Genomic DNA, 14,446 nt, shown 5'->3' with positions numbered 1-14,446 from the left:
GGCGGTTGGCCGTCTCGTACTCGACGTGCGCGGTGTTGATGGTGATGCCGCGCGCTTTTTCTTCTGGTGCCGCATCGATCTGGTCGTATGCTTTTGCTTCGCCGCCGAATTTCTTCGACAGAACGGTAGCGATTGCAGCCGTCAGCGTGGTTTTACCGTGGTCGACGTGACCGATGGTGCCGACGTTGACGTGCGGCTTGGTCCGTTCGAATTTACCTTTTGCCATTTTGTTCTTCCTTAAATGATTTCTAATCAGTTGGTAACAGGGCAGAACATCGCTGCGTGATGTCCAGCACTGTCACCCAATTTGCTAGTTAGTTGGTAACAGGGCAGAACATCGCTACGCGATGTCCAGCACTGTCACCCAATTTGTTATTTTGCCTTGGCCGTGATGATCGCATCGGTAACGTGTTTAGGCGCTTCCGAATAGTGCTTGAATTCCATCGTGTAGGTCGCACGGCCTTGCGTTGCGGAACGCAGCGAGGTCGAGTAACCAAACATCTCCGACAGTGGCACTTCGGCTTTGATGATCTTGCCGCCGCCGCCAGGAATCTCGTCCATGCCCTGCACCATACCGCGGCGGGACGACAGGTCGCCCATCACGGTACCGGCGTAGTCTTCCGGCGTTTCCACTTCCACGGCCATCATCGGCTCGAGGATGACCGGCGAGGCCTTGCGGCAACCGTCCTTGAATGCCATCGAAGCGGCCATCTGGAACGCGTTTTCGTTCGAGTCCACATCGTGGTACGAACCGAAGAACAGCGTGACCTTGACATCGACCACTGGGTAACCTGCCAGCACGCCGGTGTTGAGCGTACCGCGCACACCTTTTTCAACTGCAGGGATGTACTCGCGTGGCACGGTGCCGCCCTTGATGGCGTCAACGAACTCGAAGCCCTTGCCCGGCTCTTGCGGCTCGATCTTCAGAACCACGTGACCGTACTGACCCCGACCACCGGACTGCTTGACGAACTTGCCTTCGGACTCTTCGCAGACCTTGCGGATCGTCTCGCGGTAAGCCACTTGTGGCTTGCCGACGGTCGCTTCGACGCCGAATTCGCGCTTCATGCGGTCAACGATAATTTCCAGGTGCAGCTCGCCCATACCACCGATGATGGTCTGGCCCGACTCTTCGTCGGTCTTGACGCGGAACGACGGATCTTCCTGTGCCAGGCGGTTCAGCGCCAGGCCCATTTTTTCCTGGTCGACCTTGGTCTTCGGCTCGACTGCCTGCTGAATCACCGGCTCAGGGAACACCATCTTTTCGAGGGTGATGATCGACGATGGATCGCACAGCGTTTCGCCGGTCGTCGCGTCTTTCAGGCCCACCGCAGCGGCGATGTCGCCGGCGTGGACTTCCTTGATTTCTTCGCGCTGGTTCGCGTGCATCTGCAAAATCCGGCCAAGACGCTCTTTCTTGTTCTTGATCGGATTGTAGACGGTGTCGCCCGACTTGATCGTGCCCGAGTAGACGCGGAAGAAGATCAGCTGGCCGACGAACGGGTCGGTCATGATCTTGAACGCCAGCGCAGCGAATTTCTCGTTGTCGTCGGCTTTGCGGCTGGTCGGCTGGTCGTCTTCATCCATGCCCTGAACTGGCTTGATGTCGACTGGCGACGGCAGGTATTCGATCACGCCGTCGAGCATGGCTTGCACGCCCTTGTTCTTGAACGCGGTGCCGCACATCATTGGAACGATTTCCGACGCCAGCGTGCGGGCACGCAGGGCAGCCTTGATCTCGGCTTCCGTCAGGTCGCCTTCTTCCAGGTATTTGTTCATCAGTTCGTCGCTGGACTCGGCAGCTGCCTCGACCATCTTCAGGCGCCACTCGTCAGCCTGCTCTTGCAGTTCAGCAGGAATATCGCGGTAGTCGAACTTCATGCCCTGCGACGCGTCGTCCCAGTAGATCGCTTTCATCTTGACGAGGTCGACCACGCCGAGGAAGTTCTCTTCGGCGCCGATTGGAATCTGCAGCGGAATCGGGTTCGCCTTCAGGCGGGCACGCATCTGCTCGTAGACCTTGAAGAAGTTCGCACCGGTGCGGTCCATCTTGTTGACGAAGGCCAGGCGTGGCACTTTGTACTTGTTGGCCTGGCGCCACACGGTCTCCGACTGCGGCTGCACGCCGCCGACTGCACAGTAAACCATGCAGGCGCCGTCGAGCACGCGCATCGAGCGCTCGACTTCAATGGTGAAGTCAACGTGGCCCGGGGTGTCGATGATGTTGATGTGGTGCTCAGGGAAGTTGTTAGCCATTCCCTTCCAGAAGCAAGTCGTCGCAGCCGAGGTAATCGTGATACCGCGTTCCTGCTCCTGCTCCATCCAGTCCATGGTGGCCGCGCCATCGTGGACTTCGCCAATCTTGTGGTTCACGCCCGTGTAGAACAGGACGCGCTCGGTCGTGGTGGTCTTGCCAGCATCGATGTGAGCGGAGATACCGATATTGCGGTAGCGCTCAATGGGGGTCTTGCGTGCCATAAATATTCCTAAATCTTTTAATGGACAAAACCGAGCGGCATTTTGTGAACAAAATGAGCCCGGCTTCGAACAACAGATACATGGCCGCGCCCGGGTTGAATTTCACCCCGGGGTTGGCCGGATGATTAGAAGCGGAAGTGCGAGAACGCCTTGTTCGCTTCAGCCATGCGGTGAACTTCGTCACGCTTTTTCATGGCACCGCCGCGCATTTCCGCGGCTTCCATCAGTTCGCCACCCAGACGTTGCGGCATGGATTTTTCGCTGCGCTTGTTTGCGGCTTCGCGCAACCAACGCATGGACAGCGCCATACGACGAACTGGACGAACTTCAACTGGCACCTGGTAGTTGGCACCGCCGACGCGGCGGGACTTCACTTCAACCATCGGCTTGGCGTTGTTGATCGCGGTAGCGAACACTTCAAGCGGGTCCTTGCCGGACTTCGCTTTGATGTGCTCGAAGGCACCGTAGATGATGCTTTCTGCGATCGATTTCTTACCCGACAGCATCAGCACGTTGACGAATTTGGCGACATCCTGGTTACCGAATTTTGGATCCGGCAGGATCTCGCGCTTGGGGACTTCACGACGACGTGGCATTTCAATTCCTTTCAGTCTTCAGTTGAGGCTGCTTGCGCAACACTCGCGGTGGCCATCATGACCAACCACTTACTCGACCATTACGATCGGTTCAACTATCTCAATGGGGTGCGAAGCTTAAAACAACAGCTTACTTCTTGCCCGGCTTAGCGCGCTTGGTACCGTACTTCGAACGCGACTGCTTACGGTCTTTAACGCCCTGGGTATCCAGTGCACCGCGAACCATGTGGTAACGCACACCCGGCAAGTCTTTAACACGGCCGCCGCGCAGCAGCACGACACTGTGTTCTTGCAGGTTGTGGCCTTCACCGCCGATGTACGAAATGACTTCGAAACCGTTGGTCAGGCGAACTTTGGCGACTTTACGCAGAGCCGAGTTTGGCTTCTTTGGAGTCGTCGTGTATACACGGGTGCAAACACCACGTTTTTGCGGGCTGTTTTCCAGCGCCGGCGATTTGCTCTTCACGGTCAGCGCGACACGTGGATTGCGAATCAGTTGATTGATGGTTGGCATCGTTATAAATCCAACAAAGATACAACATGAATAACCCGGGCGGTTGCCCGGGGACTAAAACCTAGTCCCGGTTTGCACTGCAAAGGGAGGCGCCGACAGCCACTCTAGCTCGGAGCGGCTGTGATTGCGATACGATGTGCAGAATAAATTCGAGAACTCGCGAGTATAGGCCCGTTCAGCCAGCCGGTCAACCAGTTTACCGATCAGCAACGCGATTGGCGTGCGCCGGCCGCAGCGCTTGCGCCGGCCGCCCTCTTATATAGAGTCTTCTTTCGGAATTATTTTCCTTTGGCTGGAAAGTCCGGATAATAGGCGCCTTTGCTTTCCTGCCCGGCTTTCATGCTTTCGATGCGACACCCGCTGCTGCGCCCCGTGAACCTGTACCTGCTGCTGACGTACATGGCGCTGTCGGCCGTGCCGTTCGTGCCGATGCTGCTGGGCAAGCGGCTCGAGCGTCCGTTGCAGGTGCTCGGCATCGAGGCGATCGGCTGGCTGGCGGTGTGGGCCATCTTCAAGCGCCCGGCATGGTTCCACTGGCTGCTGCTGCCGGCGTTTGTCGCCGTGCCGACCGAAGTGTATCTGTTTACTTACTATGGCCAGGGCATCTCGACCCACCACCTGGGCATCATCGCCGAGACGGCGCCAAAGGAAGCGATCGAGTTCCTTGGCCAAAAAGTGTGGGGCATGCTGATGGTAATGGTCGGCGTGCTGGCCTGGTGGGGCACGACGTGGCAGGCGGCGCGGCGCACGCGCGACCTCGACTGGACCGACTCGTCGCGCAAGGTCACGCTGGCCGCGCTGGCACTCGGCGTTGCGGTGTGGGCTTACGGCTACGAGTTCGGCGTCGCCGCCAGGCCGGCCGCGGTGGCCGCGCTGCCCGGTCCGATCGCGCTGGCAAAGGCGGCGGCGCCTGCCGCCAGCAAGAATGCGTCCGCGGTGGCCGGCGCCGGCTTGACCGGCTGGAAACTGCCGCCGCTGCCGCGCCGCGCGATGTTGCCGTTCGAATTCGAGCCGTTTGCCCAATCGTGGCCGTTCGGCCTGGTCGCGCGCGGCGTCGACTTCTATAAAGAGCGCAAGTATCTGGCTGAACTGGGCCAGCGCAGCGCCAGCTTCACCTTTGGCGCGCACCAGGCCTCGCCCGACAGCGAGCAGGAAACCGTGGTGCTGGTGCTGGGCGAGTCGTCGCGTTTCGACCGCTGGAGCCTGAACGGCTACGAGCGCGACACCAATCCCCTGCTGAGCCAGGAGGCGAACCTGGTGATGCTGCCCGACGTCATCACATCGGTATCGGCAACCCGGCTATCGGTGCCGGTCATCATCTCGCGCAAGACGGCGATGCAGAGCCTGAAAGACGGCTTTTATGAGAAATCGTTCATTACCGCTTATAAAGAAGCCGGCTTCAAGACTTTCTGGATTTCCAACCAGGTGTCGTTCGGCAAGTTCGACACGCCGGTATCGGTCTTTGCCAAGGAAGCGGACGTGATCGCCTTCCTCAATCTAGGCGGCTTTCAGAACAACTCCAATTTCGACGAAATCCTGTTCGCCCCGTTCAAGAGCGCGGTGGCCGACCGCGCGCCGAAAAAGCTGATCGTCGTCCATTCGCTTGGCAGCCACTGGAACTACAGCCAGCGCTATCCGAAGCAATTCGACAAATGGCAGCCGTCGCTGTTCGGCATCGACAAGCCGGTCTACACCGACCGCAGGAACAAGCCGATGCTCAACAACAGTTACGACAGCAGCATCTTGTATACCGACTGGTTCCTGGCCCGGCTGATCGGCAAGCTGAAACAGTCGCAGCAGCGCACCTCGATGCTGTACGTGTCCGACCATGGCCAGACCTTGTACGACAAGAGCTGCAAGCTCGCCTTCCACGGCCACAACACCAAGCACGAATTTCACGTGCCGGCATTCGTCTGGTATTCGGACCAGTTCGAGGCGCGCTATCCCGCCAAGGTTGGCCAATTGGCCCGGCACAAGCGGGCGCGGCTGGCGACAGAAAACATGTTCCACACCTTGCTCGACCTGGCCGACATCCGCTATGGCGAAGAAAAGCTCGAATGGAGCTTCCTCAGCGACCAGTTCAAGCAGCACAAGCGCGTGGTCGACAGCTACGGCTGGACCGACTACGACAATTCGACGCTGAAGGGCGATTGCCAGGAAGTAATCGACAAAGGCAAGCCGCTCAAGCAGGTCAAATAGCTGCGGTCAAAACAAAGCAGGGGTCAGGTCTGACATTCGGACATTTTGCCGGGGTCAGGTCTGACATTCGGACATTTTCCCCGTCGCCCGCCGCCTGCCTCGTCCGCTTCCGGCCGGTTTTGTAGCATGCGCATGCTACTAGCAACGTTGTGCGCCTCAAGAATGTCCGATTGTCAGACCTGACCCCGCGGATTTGTCCGAATGTCAGACCTGACCCCAGCGTTGCTGGTCAGATATGCTGGTATTTCGGTCGCGCGCCCGTCGGCCCGATGTACTGCTCGATGAGTTCAACCATGGCCTGGGCCGCGATCGACAGGGTCTGGCCCTTGCGCTGGACGATCAGGATCGGGCGCGTCTGCTCGTGCGCCTGCAACGGCACCGCCACCAAATCGAGTTGGCGGAACTGGAACAGCGTCAGTTCCGGCACCAGGCTCACGCCCAGGCCCTGCTCCACCAGACCGGCCACGGTGGCCAGGTGCTCCACCTCGAATCCGGAATGCATCGCCGCCACGTCGCGCAGCAAGATGTCGACATGCTGCCGCACGCTCGATGCCCTGGCCAGGTGGATGATGTCGTATCCGGCCAGATCGCCCGCATGCAGCCGGCGCTTCTTCGCCAGCGGGTGATCGCGCCGGCACACCACGTAAAACGGATCGCTGCACAGCGTGCGCGATTCGAATTCGACGAAGTTGGCGCCAGGCGCAGTCAGCACCAGGTCGGCCTTGCGCTCGCGCAGCAGCGCCAGGCATTGGTCGGACAAGGCGTCGTGCAAGGTCACGCTGACGCCCGGATACAGGCGCCGGTACTGCGCGATCACCGCCGGCAGCGCCCGCGCCGCCAGCGACGGCAGCGCCGCGATCGAGACGCGTCCGCGCCGCCTGGCGACGTGATCGGCCATGTTGTCGAACGCCGACTCGATCTCGGCGATCAGCGAGCGCACCACCTCGGAGAACAGTTCACCTTCCGGCGTCAAGGTGACATTGCGCGTGTCCCGTTCGAACAGCCTGGCGCCGGCCGCCGCCTCGAGCTTCTGGATCATCGCGCTGAACGCCGGCTGCGAGGTATGGCAGCGCTGCGCCGCACGCGTGAAATGGCGCGATTCTTCCAGCGCCACAAACGCATACAACAACCGGGTCGAGATATTCGTCGTCATCGCGCACTCCCACTATTGATCGGCCAAACGGATTAATCCATTTGAAATGACCATTGTACTTAATGAGTCGGCCGCGCCACACTGGCATCCATCGGCTTTCGCCGCAAGGAGCTGCAATGAACAGCATCAGAATCGGCGCCGGCGCCGGCTACTCGGGCGACCGCCTCGAGCCGGCCGTCGAACTGGCCGAAAAAGGCGACCTCGACTACCTCATCTTCGAGTGTCTGGCCGAGCGCACGATCGCCATCGCCCAGCGCGCCCGCCAGACCGATGCCGACGCCGGCTACGATCCGCTGCTCGAAGAGCGCATGCGCGCGGTGCTGCCGCTGTGCCGCGCAAAAGGTATCCGCATCATCACCAACATGGGCGCGGCCAATCCGCTGGCCGCCGCCACCAAGGTGCGCGCCATCGCCCGATCGCTGAACCTGCACGGACTGAAGGTGGCGGCGGTGCTCGGCGACGACGTGCTCGATACCGTGCGCGCCGGCGACTACATCGACGACAGCGGCAACCGCGTCAACGCGCTCGGCGAACGCCTGCTGTCGGCGAATGCCTATCTGGGCGCGCAGCCGCTGGTCGACGCGCTGGCGCAAGGCGCCGACGTGGTCATCACCGGCCGCGTCGCCGATCCGGCGCTGGTGCTCGCGCCCCTCATCTTCGAATTCGGCTGGGCGATGGACGACTGGGACCGGCTCGGCCAGGGCACGCTGGTGGGCCACCTGCTTGAATGCGCCGGCCAGATCACCGGCGGCTACTTCGCCGACCCCGGCTACAAGGATATCGCCGGCCTGGCGCGGCTCGGTTTCCCCATCGGCGAAGTGGCGCAGGATGGCTCGGTCATCATCACCAAGGTGGCAGGCAGCGGCGGACAGGTCACCGCCGCCACCTGCAAGGAACAGCTGCTCTACGAGATCCATGATCCGCGCGCCTACCTGACGCCGGACGTGGTCGCCGATTTCTCCGGCGTGCAGATCACCGAGGTCGGCCCGGACCGGGTGCGCGTGAGCGGCGCCACCGGCAAACCGCGGCCGGCAACGCTGAAAGTCTCCCTCGGCTACATCGATAGCTACATCGGCGAAGGCCAGATGTCGTACGCCGGCCCGGGCGCGCTCGATCGCGCGCGCCTGGCGCTGTCCATCGTCGAGGAACGCTTCAACATCATTGGCCTGCAGGCGAGCGAGATGCGCTACGAACTTATCGGCGTCAACGCCATGCACCGCGACCGCCTGCCGGCTTCGCATCCCGAACCGTACGAAGTGCGCATCCGGGTGGCGGGCCGCACCGACAGCATGCGCGAGGCCGCGCGCATCGGCAACGAGGTCGAGAGCCTGTACACCTGCGGCCCGGCCGGCGGCGGCGGCGCCTTCAAATCGGCGCGCGACATCGTCGCCGTGCTATCGACCCTGCTGCCGCGCGACGCGGTTCACTCCACCGTGCATTTCGAGGAAAGTACATATGCTGCTGCGTGAAATCGCCCATTCGCGGGCCGGCGACAAGGGAAACATCTCGAACATTTCCGTCATCGCGTATCGCCCTGCCGATTATCGTCTGCTCGAAAAACACGTCACCGCAGAACGCGTGAAAGCGCACTTCGCCGAACTGGTACAGGGCGAGGTGCTGCGTTTCGAGCTGCCAGCGCTCGGCGCATTGAACTTCGTCCTGCATAATGCCCTGACCGGCGGCGTGACCAGGTCACTCGCGCTGGACGCGCATGGCAAGACCTTGAGCTCCGCGATTCTCAGCCTAGAAATACCCGAACAATAACTCCACGGAGACATCCCATGAACTTCACCAAACTCGCCATCCCGGCTGTATGCCTGGCCCTGTCGGCCGCCGCATCGGCCGCCAATTTCCCCGAAAAACCGATCCGCTTCGTCGTGCCGTTCGCCGCCGGCACCGCGACCGACCAGCTGGCGCGCGCCCTCGGCCGCGCGGTGACGCTGGAAACGAAGCAGCAGGTTGTCGTCGACAATAAGCCAGGCGGCAATGGCTTTATCGGCGCCAGCGAAGCGGCGCGCGCGGCACCGGACGGCTACACGATCCTGATCGCCACGAACACCACCCACGCCGCCGCCGACCATCTGTACAAGAAGCTGCCGTACGACCCGGTGAAGGATTTTGCGCCGATCACCGGACTTGGCAAGGGTGGACAGATCATGGTGGTCAATGCCACGTCGCCGGTCACCAGCGTCAAGGACTTCATCGCGCTGGCAAAGAAGGAGCCCGGCAAAGTCACGTTTGGCAGCGGCAGTTCTTCGAGCCGGGTGGCCGGTGAACTGTTCCAGCAAATGGCGGGCGTGCAGCTGCTGCATGTGCCGTACAAGAGCAATACCTTCGCCATCACCGACCTGCTGGGCGGCCAGATCCAGATGATGATCACCGATTCGGCCACCGGCCTGCCGCATATCAAGAGCGGCAAGCTGCGCGCCCTCGGCTATTCGCGCAACACCCGCACGGCACTGGCGCCGGAAGTGCCGACGATCGCCGAAGCAGGCGTGCCAGGCTACGACGTCGGCTACTGGTTCGCTGCGTATGCGCCGGCGAAGACGCCGCCGCCGCTGGTGGCGCGGCTCAATGAATTACTTAGCCGCGCCGCCAAAAGCCCGACCGCCAACGCCGGCTTTTACGCCACCAGCGGCACCGAGATATTCCTGACAACGCCGCAGGAACTGGGGAAATTCCAGCAGGCCGAATCGAAGAAATGGGGCGAAATCATCAAGCGGGCCGGGATCGAAAAAGAATAGGTCAGCGGCGCGGCGCGCCCGCGGACACTGGCCGGACGCACGTGGACACTGTACGTACGCAGTCAATCGCTTATGAATCAGTGACTTGGCCACTGGCACGGATCCTGCAAGGTAGGTGGCATCGTTGCCACCATCCAGACCATGATCCGAGACACCTCATCCCAAGACGCCGTCATCACCGCAGCTCCGGCGCAGAACTTCAAACGGCGCGCGCTGTGGGCCGGCGCGGTGCTTGTCGTCATCGCCGGCGCCGCGCTGCTGCTGACGACCTGGCGCGGCAGCGAGCATTCGGTCAGCGCCTCGCGCCTGCGCATCGCCGAAGTCACCCGCGGCACGCTGGTGCGCGACGCCTCCGTCAACGGCCGCGTCGTCGCCGCCATCAGCCCGACGCTGTACTCCACCGCGCAGTCGACCGTCACCTTGAAAACCAACGCCGGCGATACCGTCAAGAAAGGCGACGTGCTCGCCGTGCTTGAGTCGCCCGACCTGGCCGACGCCCTCAAGCGCGAGCAGTCGAGCTACAACCAGCTCGAGGCCGAAGTGGCGCGCCAGCAGATCCTGGCCAAAAAGCAGAAGCTGCTGGCCCAGCGCGAAGCCGACACCGCCGAAATCGACCGCCTGTCGGCCCAGCGCACGCTGGAGCGCTATGAAAGCGTCGGCCAGGTCGGCATCATCGCCAAGATCGATTTTCAGAAGGCCAAGGACGCACTGAGCTCGGCGCAGATCCGCGCCAGCCACGCCTCCAAGGCGGCCGGGCTGGAAAGCGACGACGTCGCGCTGGCGCTGCGCACCAAGGTCAATGAACTGGACCGCCAGCGCCTGTCGCTGGCCAACGCCCAGCGCCGCTTCGACGAGCTGACCGTGCGCGCGCCGGTCGACGGCTTCGTCGGCACCCTGAATGTGCAGAACCGCAGCGTGGTGGCGGCCAATACGCCGTTGATGACGCTGGTCGACCTGTCCAAGCTCGAAGTCGAACTCGAGGTGCCGGAGACCTACGTCGCCGACATGGGCCTGGGTATGACCGCAGAAATCCAGCTCGGCGAGGGCCGCGCCACCGGCAAGCTCGCGGCGCTGTCGCCGGAAGTGGTGAAGAACCAGGTGCTGGCGCGGGTGCGCTTCGACGGCGCCCAGCCGAAAGGGCTGCGCCAGAGCCAGCGCGTCAGCGCGCGACTGCTGATCGAGGAAAAGCCGAACGTGGTGATGCTGCCGCGCGGCCCGTTCGTCGAAGGCGAAGGCGGACGCTTCGCCTATGTCATGCACGACGGCGTCGCCGTTCGCACGCCGATCACGCTCGGCGCCACCAGCGTGATGGCCGTCGAGATCCTGTCCGGCCTGAAGGTCGGCGACAAGGTCGTCATCGCCGGCACCGACGCTTTCAATAACGCCGCGCGCGTCTCGGTCAATCAATAACGCCCCCATAACGATTCACTTCGAAAGGAAGTCCCATGCTGCGCATGTCCAATCTGTCCAAGGTGTACCGCACCCACATGATCGAAACGCACGCACTGCGCGGCTTCGAAATCACCGTCAACAAGGGCGAATTCGTCACCGTGACCGGCCCTTCCGGCTCCGGCAAGACCAGCTTCCTGAACATCGCCGGCCTGCTCGAGGAATTCACCGACGGCGAGTACATCCTCGACGGCGTCAACGTCAAGGGCATGGACGACAACGCCCGTTCTCGTTTGCGCAACGAGAAGCTCGGCTTCATCTTCCAGGGCTTCAACCTGATCCCCGACCTGTCGCTGTTCGATAACGTCGACGTACCGCTGCGCTACCGCGGCTTCAACGCCAAGGAGCGCAAGGAGCGCATCGAGGACGCGCTGGCCAAGGTGGGCCTGGCCTCGCGCATGAAACACTACCCGGCCGAACTGTCCGGCGGACAGCAGCAGCGCGTGGCGATCGCTCGCGCGCTGGCAGGCAGCCCGAAGCTGCTGCTGGCGGACGAACCGACCGGTAACCTCGACACCCAGATGGCGCGCGGCGTGATGGAGCTGCTCGAAGACATCAACGCCCAGGGCACCACCATCCTGATGGTCACCCACGATCCGGAACTGGCGGTGCGCTCGCAGCGCAATGTCCACATCATCGACGGCCAGGTGTCCGACCTGGTGCGCAAGACGCCGACGCTGTTCGACGCCAAGGCAGCCACCTACGGCGCATAAGGAGCGAGCATGTTTTCCTACTACCTCAAACTGGGCCTGCGCAGCCTGCGCCGCAATCCGGCCCTGACCGCGCTGATGGTGCTGACACTTGCCATCGGCGTGGCGGCCAGCGTGTCGACGCTGACGATCCTGCACGTGATGTCGGGCGACCCGATTCCGCATAAGAGCGACCGCCTGTTCGTGCCCCTGTTCGACGTTGGCCCGCTGGCCGGTTACACGCCCGGCGAAGAGATTGACGATAAACAGATCAGCTATCCGGACGCGGTCAATCTGCTCAAGGGCAAACAGGGCGAACGGCGCACCGCCATCTTCGGCATCGGCGCGCCGATCGAGCCCGATCGCAAGGACCTCGGTGTATTCCAGACCTCGGGCCTGGCGCTGACGCACGACTTCTTCGCCATGTTCGAGGCGCCCTTCCTGCACGGCCAAGCGTGGAGCGAAGCGGAGGACGACAGCGGCGCCAATGTCGTGGTCCTGAGCCGCAAGGTCGCCGAAAAGCTGTACGGCGACGCCAATCCCGTAGGCAAGCGCGTGACCATGCTCGGCCAGCAGTTCCAGATCGTCGGCGTGCTCAAACCTTGGGCGCCGATGCCGCACTATTACCGCCTGATCGGCGGCGCCGGCAAATTCGGCAACGAGGACGAGCTGTTCATCCCGTTCACCAGCGCCGTGCGCAACCAGGTCGGCCCGCAGGGGAACATGAACTGCAGCGGCAATCCGGGCCCTGGCCTGGAGGGTATCCAGAAGTCCGACTGCACCTGGATCCAGTTCTGGTTCGAGACCAAATCGTCTGGCGACCGCGCCGCGCTGCAGGATTACCTCAACAGCTACGCCGCCGAGCAGCGCAAGCTCGGACGCATGCAGCGCGCCGCCAAGAACAACCTCTACGACGTGATGGAGTGGATGGCCGAGAACAAGGTCGTCGGCAACGACAGCAAGCTGTCGGCGTGGCTGGCGTTCGGCTTCCTGCTGCTGTGCCTCGTCAACACCATCGGCCTGTTGCTGGCAAAGTTTTCGGTGCGCGCTTCTGAGGTGGGCATCCGCCGCGCGCTGGGCGCCTCGCGCAAGGATATCTTCCGCCAGTTCCTCGTCGAGACGGCGGTGGTCGGCCTCGCCGGCGGCATCCTCGGCCTGCTGCTGGCAGTGGCAGCGCTGGTGCTGATCGCCATGCAGTCCAAGGAGATGGGCAACGTCGCCCACATGGACTGGGTGATGCTCGTGTTTACCTTCGTGCTGTCGGTGTTCGCCGCGGTGCTGGCCGGCCTGCTGCCGACCTGGCGCGCGTGCCAGGTCACGCCGGCTATGCAACTCAAATCGCAGTAATCGAAGAACGGAGAATCATCATGTCCATGAGTCCTATTCTTTCGGCGCTGATGCGCAACAAGACCGGCGCGGTGCTGGTCGCCGTGCAGGTCGCCTTGAGCCTCGCCATCCTGTCGAACGCGCTGCACATCGTCAGCGTGCGCCAGGAAGTGGCGGCGCGCCCGAGCGGCATCGCCGACGAGAGCTCGGTCTTCGCCATCAACAGTCGCTACCTGACGCGCGAAAGCGCGGAGTATGACGCAGCCGTGCAGCGCCGCGAAGTCGAACTGCTGCGCGCCATCTCGGGGGTGGTATCGGTGGCGACGACGAACCAGATCCCGCTGGGGAATTCCGGCAACAACACCAGCGTCTCGCTCAACCGCAAGCAGGTCAACCAGAGCGCCAACGCGGCCAACTACCGTACTGCCGATTCGCTGATCAAGACCTGGCAGCTCAAGCTGGTCGAAGGTCGCGACTTCACCAAAGCGGACGTCGTCGAAGTCGACGAGCAGGTCAGCAAGGAGTTCGCGAAAGTCACCATCATCACCAAGGCGCTGGCGGACAAGCTGTGGCCGGGCCAGAGCGCGGTCGGCAAAACGCTGCTGTTCGGCGTCGGTGAAGACGCCAACGCCACCCAGGTGGTCGGCGTGGTCGAGCGGTTGCAGAAACCGTGGGCGCAGATCGGCGAAGAAGGCGAACTGTCCGCCATCCTGGCCTACCGCGGCCTGGGCGGCATTCCCGGCGCGATGTACACGGTGCGCACCGAACCGGGCCAGCGTGACCGCGTCATGAAGGAAGCCGAAGCGGCGATGGCCAAGTCGGCGCCGGTGCCGGTGGTGATCCGGGTGAAGAACACGCTGGACGACCGCAAGGAGCGCTACCGCGCCGACAACGCGCTGTCGTGGATGCTGATCACCGTCAGCGTCCTGCTGCTGGTCATTACCGCCAGCGGCATCGTCGGCATGGCCAGCCTGTGGGTGACGCAGCGGCGCAAGCAGATCGGCGTGCGCCGCGCGCTGGGGGCGCGCCGCGCCCACATCCTGCGCTACTTCATCTCCGAGAACCTGATGATCACCGGCGCCGGCGTGGCCGGCGGCGTGCTGCTGGCCATTGGCCTGAACCAGCTGTTGGTCAGCAAGCTCGAATTGACCAAGCTGCCGCTCGAGTACCTGGTGTGGGGCACCGGCCTGTTTTTCGCGCTCGGCGTCATCGCCGTGTACGGACCGGCATGGCGGGCGGCCACGATCTCGCCGGCCACCGCCACCCGCACCGCCTGAGATGCACATTGCGATGGTAGA

Annotated in this window: 13 protein-coding genes; 8 read left to right on the top strand and 5 right to left on the bottom strand. The window is 62.6% G+C overall.

All coding sequences use genetic code 11. The features are described 5' to 3' along the window. The 4 genes from CR105_RS22070 to rpsL all read right to left on the bottom strand — a co-directional run. On the bottom strand, window positions 1-226 hold a 226-nt coding region (locus tag CR105_RS22070; RefSeq protein ID WP_229414067.1), incomplete at its 3' end, for a GTP-binding protein. A gap of 146 nt (window positions 227-372) precedes the next feature. Continuing rightward, window positions 373-2,478: an elongation factor G gene (fusA, locus tag CR105_RS22065; RefSeq protein WP_099792237.1), complete on the bottom strand. Its 2,106-nt coding sequence runs from the start codon at window positions 2,476-2,478 to the stop codon at window positions 373-375. 125 nt (window positions 2,479-2,603) lie between these two features. Next, window positions 2,604-3,074 (bottom strand): 30S ribosomal protein S7, encoded by a 471-nt coding sequence (rpsG, locus tag CR105_RS22060; RefSeq protein WP_099792235.1) that lies wholly within the window; start codon window positions 3,072-3,074, stop codon window positions 2,604-2,606. A gap of 130 nt (window positions 3,075-3,204) precedes the next feature. Continuing rightward, window positions 3,205-3,588: a 30S ribosomal protein S12 gene (gene rpsL, locus CR105_RS22055; RefSeq protein ID WP_099792233.1), complete on the bottom strand. Its 384-nt coding sequence runs from the start codon at window positions 3,586-3,588 to the stop codon at window positions 3,205-3,207. 339 nt (window positions 3,589-3,927) lie between these two features. Between rpsL and CR105_RS22050 the strand changes: the two genes are divergently transcribed. Then, the gene (locus CR105_RS22050) at window positions 3,928-5,787 is read left to right on the top strand and encodes a phosphoethanolamine transferase (RefSeq protein WP_229414066.1); all 1,860 of its coding nucleotides are present in this window, start codon (window positions 3,928-3,930) and stop codon (window positions 5,785-5,787) included. 229 nt (window positions 5,788-6,016) lie between these two features. On the opposite strand, the gene CR105_RS22045 is transcribed toward CR105_RS22050, so the two are convergent. Beyond that, window positions 6,017-6,940: a LysR family transcriptional regulator gene (locus CR105_RS22045; protein ID WP_099792231.1), complete on the bottom strand. Its 924-nt coding sequence runs from the start codon at window positions 6,938-6,940 to the stop codon at window positions 6,017-6,019. A gap of 116 nt (window positions 6,941-7,056) precedes the next feature. Between CR105_RS22045 and CR105_RS22040 the strand changes: the two genes are divergently transcribed. The 7 genes from CR105_RS22040 (at window position 7,057) to CR105_RS22010 (ending at window position 14,425) form a co-directional block, all read left to right on the top strand. Continuing rightward, window positions 7,057-8,409 carry an acyclic terpene utilization AtuA family protein gene (locus tag CR105_RS22040; protein ID WP_099792229.1) on the top strand — a complete coding sequence of 451 codons (1,353 nt, stop codon included), beginning with the start codon at window positions 7,057-7,059 and terminating at the stop codon, window positions 8,407-8,409. Continuing rightward, entirely contained in the window at window positions 8,396-8,704 is a 309-nt protein-coding gene (locus CR105_RS22035) for an AtuA-related protein (protein WP_099792227.1), read from the top strand. The genes CR105_RS22040 and CR105_RS22035 overlap by 14 nt, the downstream gene beginning before the upstream one ends. A gap of 17 nt (window positions 8,705-8,721) precedes the next feature. Next, the gene (locus CR105_RS22030) at window positions 8,722-9,684 is read left to right on the top strand and encodes a Bug family tripartite tricarboxylate transporter substrate binding protein (RefSeq protein WP_099792225.1); all 963 of its coding nucleotides are present in this window, start codon (window positions 8,722-8,724) and stop codon (window positions 9,682-9,684) included. A 141-nt stretch (window positions 9,685-9,825) separates the two neighbouring features. Beyond that, a complete protein-coding gene (locus tag CR105_RS22025; RefSeq protein WP_099792223.1) occupies window positions 9,826-11,094 on the top strand; it encodes an efflux RND transporter periplasmic adaptor subunit in 1,269 nt (422 codons plus the stop codon). Window positions 11,095-11,129: 35 nt separating this feature from the next. Continuing rightward, window positions 11,130-11,846, top strand: a complete 717-nt coding sequence (locus tag CR105_RS22020) for an ABC transporter ATP-binding protein (protein WP_099792221.1) — start codon at window positions 11,130-11,132, stop codon at window positions 11,844-11,846. A gap of 9 nt (window positions 11,847-11,855) precedes the next feature. Beyond that, on the top strand, window positions 11,856-13,169 hold the full coding sequence (locus tag CR105_RS22015) for an ABC transporter permease (protein WP_099792219.1): 1,314 nt from the start codon (window positions 11,856-11,858) through the stop codon (window positions 13,167-13,169). A gap of 20 nt (window positions 13,170-13,189) precedes the next feature. Then, the gene (locus tag CR105_RS22010; RefSeq protein ID WP_099792217.1) at window positions 13,190-14,425 is read left to right on the top strand and encodes an ABC transporter permease; all 1,236 of its coding nucleotides are present in this window, start codon (window positions 13,190-13,192) and stop codon (window positions 14,423-14,425) included. Window positions 14,426-14,446: the final 21 nt, after the last annotated feature.

Origin of the sequence: Massilia eurypsychrophila, assembly GCF_002760655.1 — a bacterium.
In the GTDB taxonomy this organism is placed as follows: Bacteria; Pseudomonadota; Gammaproteobacteria; order Burkholderiales; family Burkholderiaceae_D; genus JAFCUW01.
The sequence above is the reverse complement of the archived record's forward strand: the minus strand, read 5'-3'. Positions and strand labels throughout refer to the sequence as shown.

Excerpts from the sequence above, each read along its gene's own strand:
- fusA (WP_099792237.1), bottom strand. The coding sequence starts at position 2,478 with ATGGCACGCAAGACCCCCATTGAGCGCTACCGCAATATCGGTATCTCC.
- rpsG (WP_099792235.1), bottom strand. The coding sequence starts at position 3,074 with ATGCCACGTCGTCGTGAAGTCCCCAAGCGCGAGATCCTGCCGGATCCA.
- rpsL (WP_099792233.1), bottom strand. The coding sequence starts at position 3,588 with ATGCCAACCATCAATCAACTGATTCGCAATCCACGTGTCGCGCTGACC.
- CR105_RS22050 (WP_229414066.1), top strand. The coding sequence starts at position 3,928 with ATGCTTTCGATGCGACACCCGCTGCTGCGCCCCGTGAACCTGTACCTG.
- CR105_RS22045 (WP_099792231.1), bottom strand. The coding sequence starts at position 6,940 with ATGACGACGAATATCTCGACCCGGTTGTTGTATGCGTTTGTGGCGCTG.
- CR105_RS22040 (WP_099792229.1), top strand. The coding sequence starts at position 7,057 with ATGAACAGCATCAGAATCGGCGCCGGCGCCGGCTACTCGGGCGACCGC.
- CR105_RS22035 (WP_099792227.1), top strand. The coding sequence starts at position 8,396 with ATGCTGCTGCGTGAAATCGCCCATTCGCGGGCCGGCGACAAGGGAAAC.
- CR105_RS22030 (WP_099792225.1), top strand. The coding sequence starts at position 8,722 with ATGAACTTCACCAAACTCGCCATCCCGGCTGTATGCCTGGCCCTGTCG.
- CR105_RS22025 (WP_099792223.1), top strand. The coding sequence starts at position 9,826 with ATGATCCGAGACACCTCATCCCAAGACGCCGTCATCACCGCAGCTCCG.
- CR105_RS22020 (WP_099792221.1), top strand. The coding sequence starts at position 11,130 with ATGCTGCGCATGTCCAATCTGTCCAAGGTGTACCGCACCCACATGATC.
- CR105_RS22015 (WP_099792219.1), top strand. The coding sequence starts at position 11,856 with ATGTTTTCCTACTACCTCAAACTGGGCCTGCGCAGCCTGCGCCGCAAT.
- CR105_RS22010 (WP_099792217.1), top strand. The coding sequence starts at position 13,190 with ATGTCCATGAGTCCTATTCTTTCGGCGCTGATGCGCAACAAGACCGGC.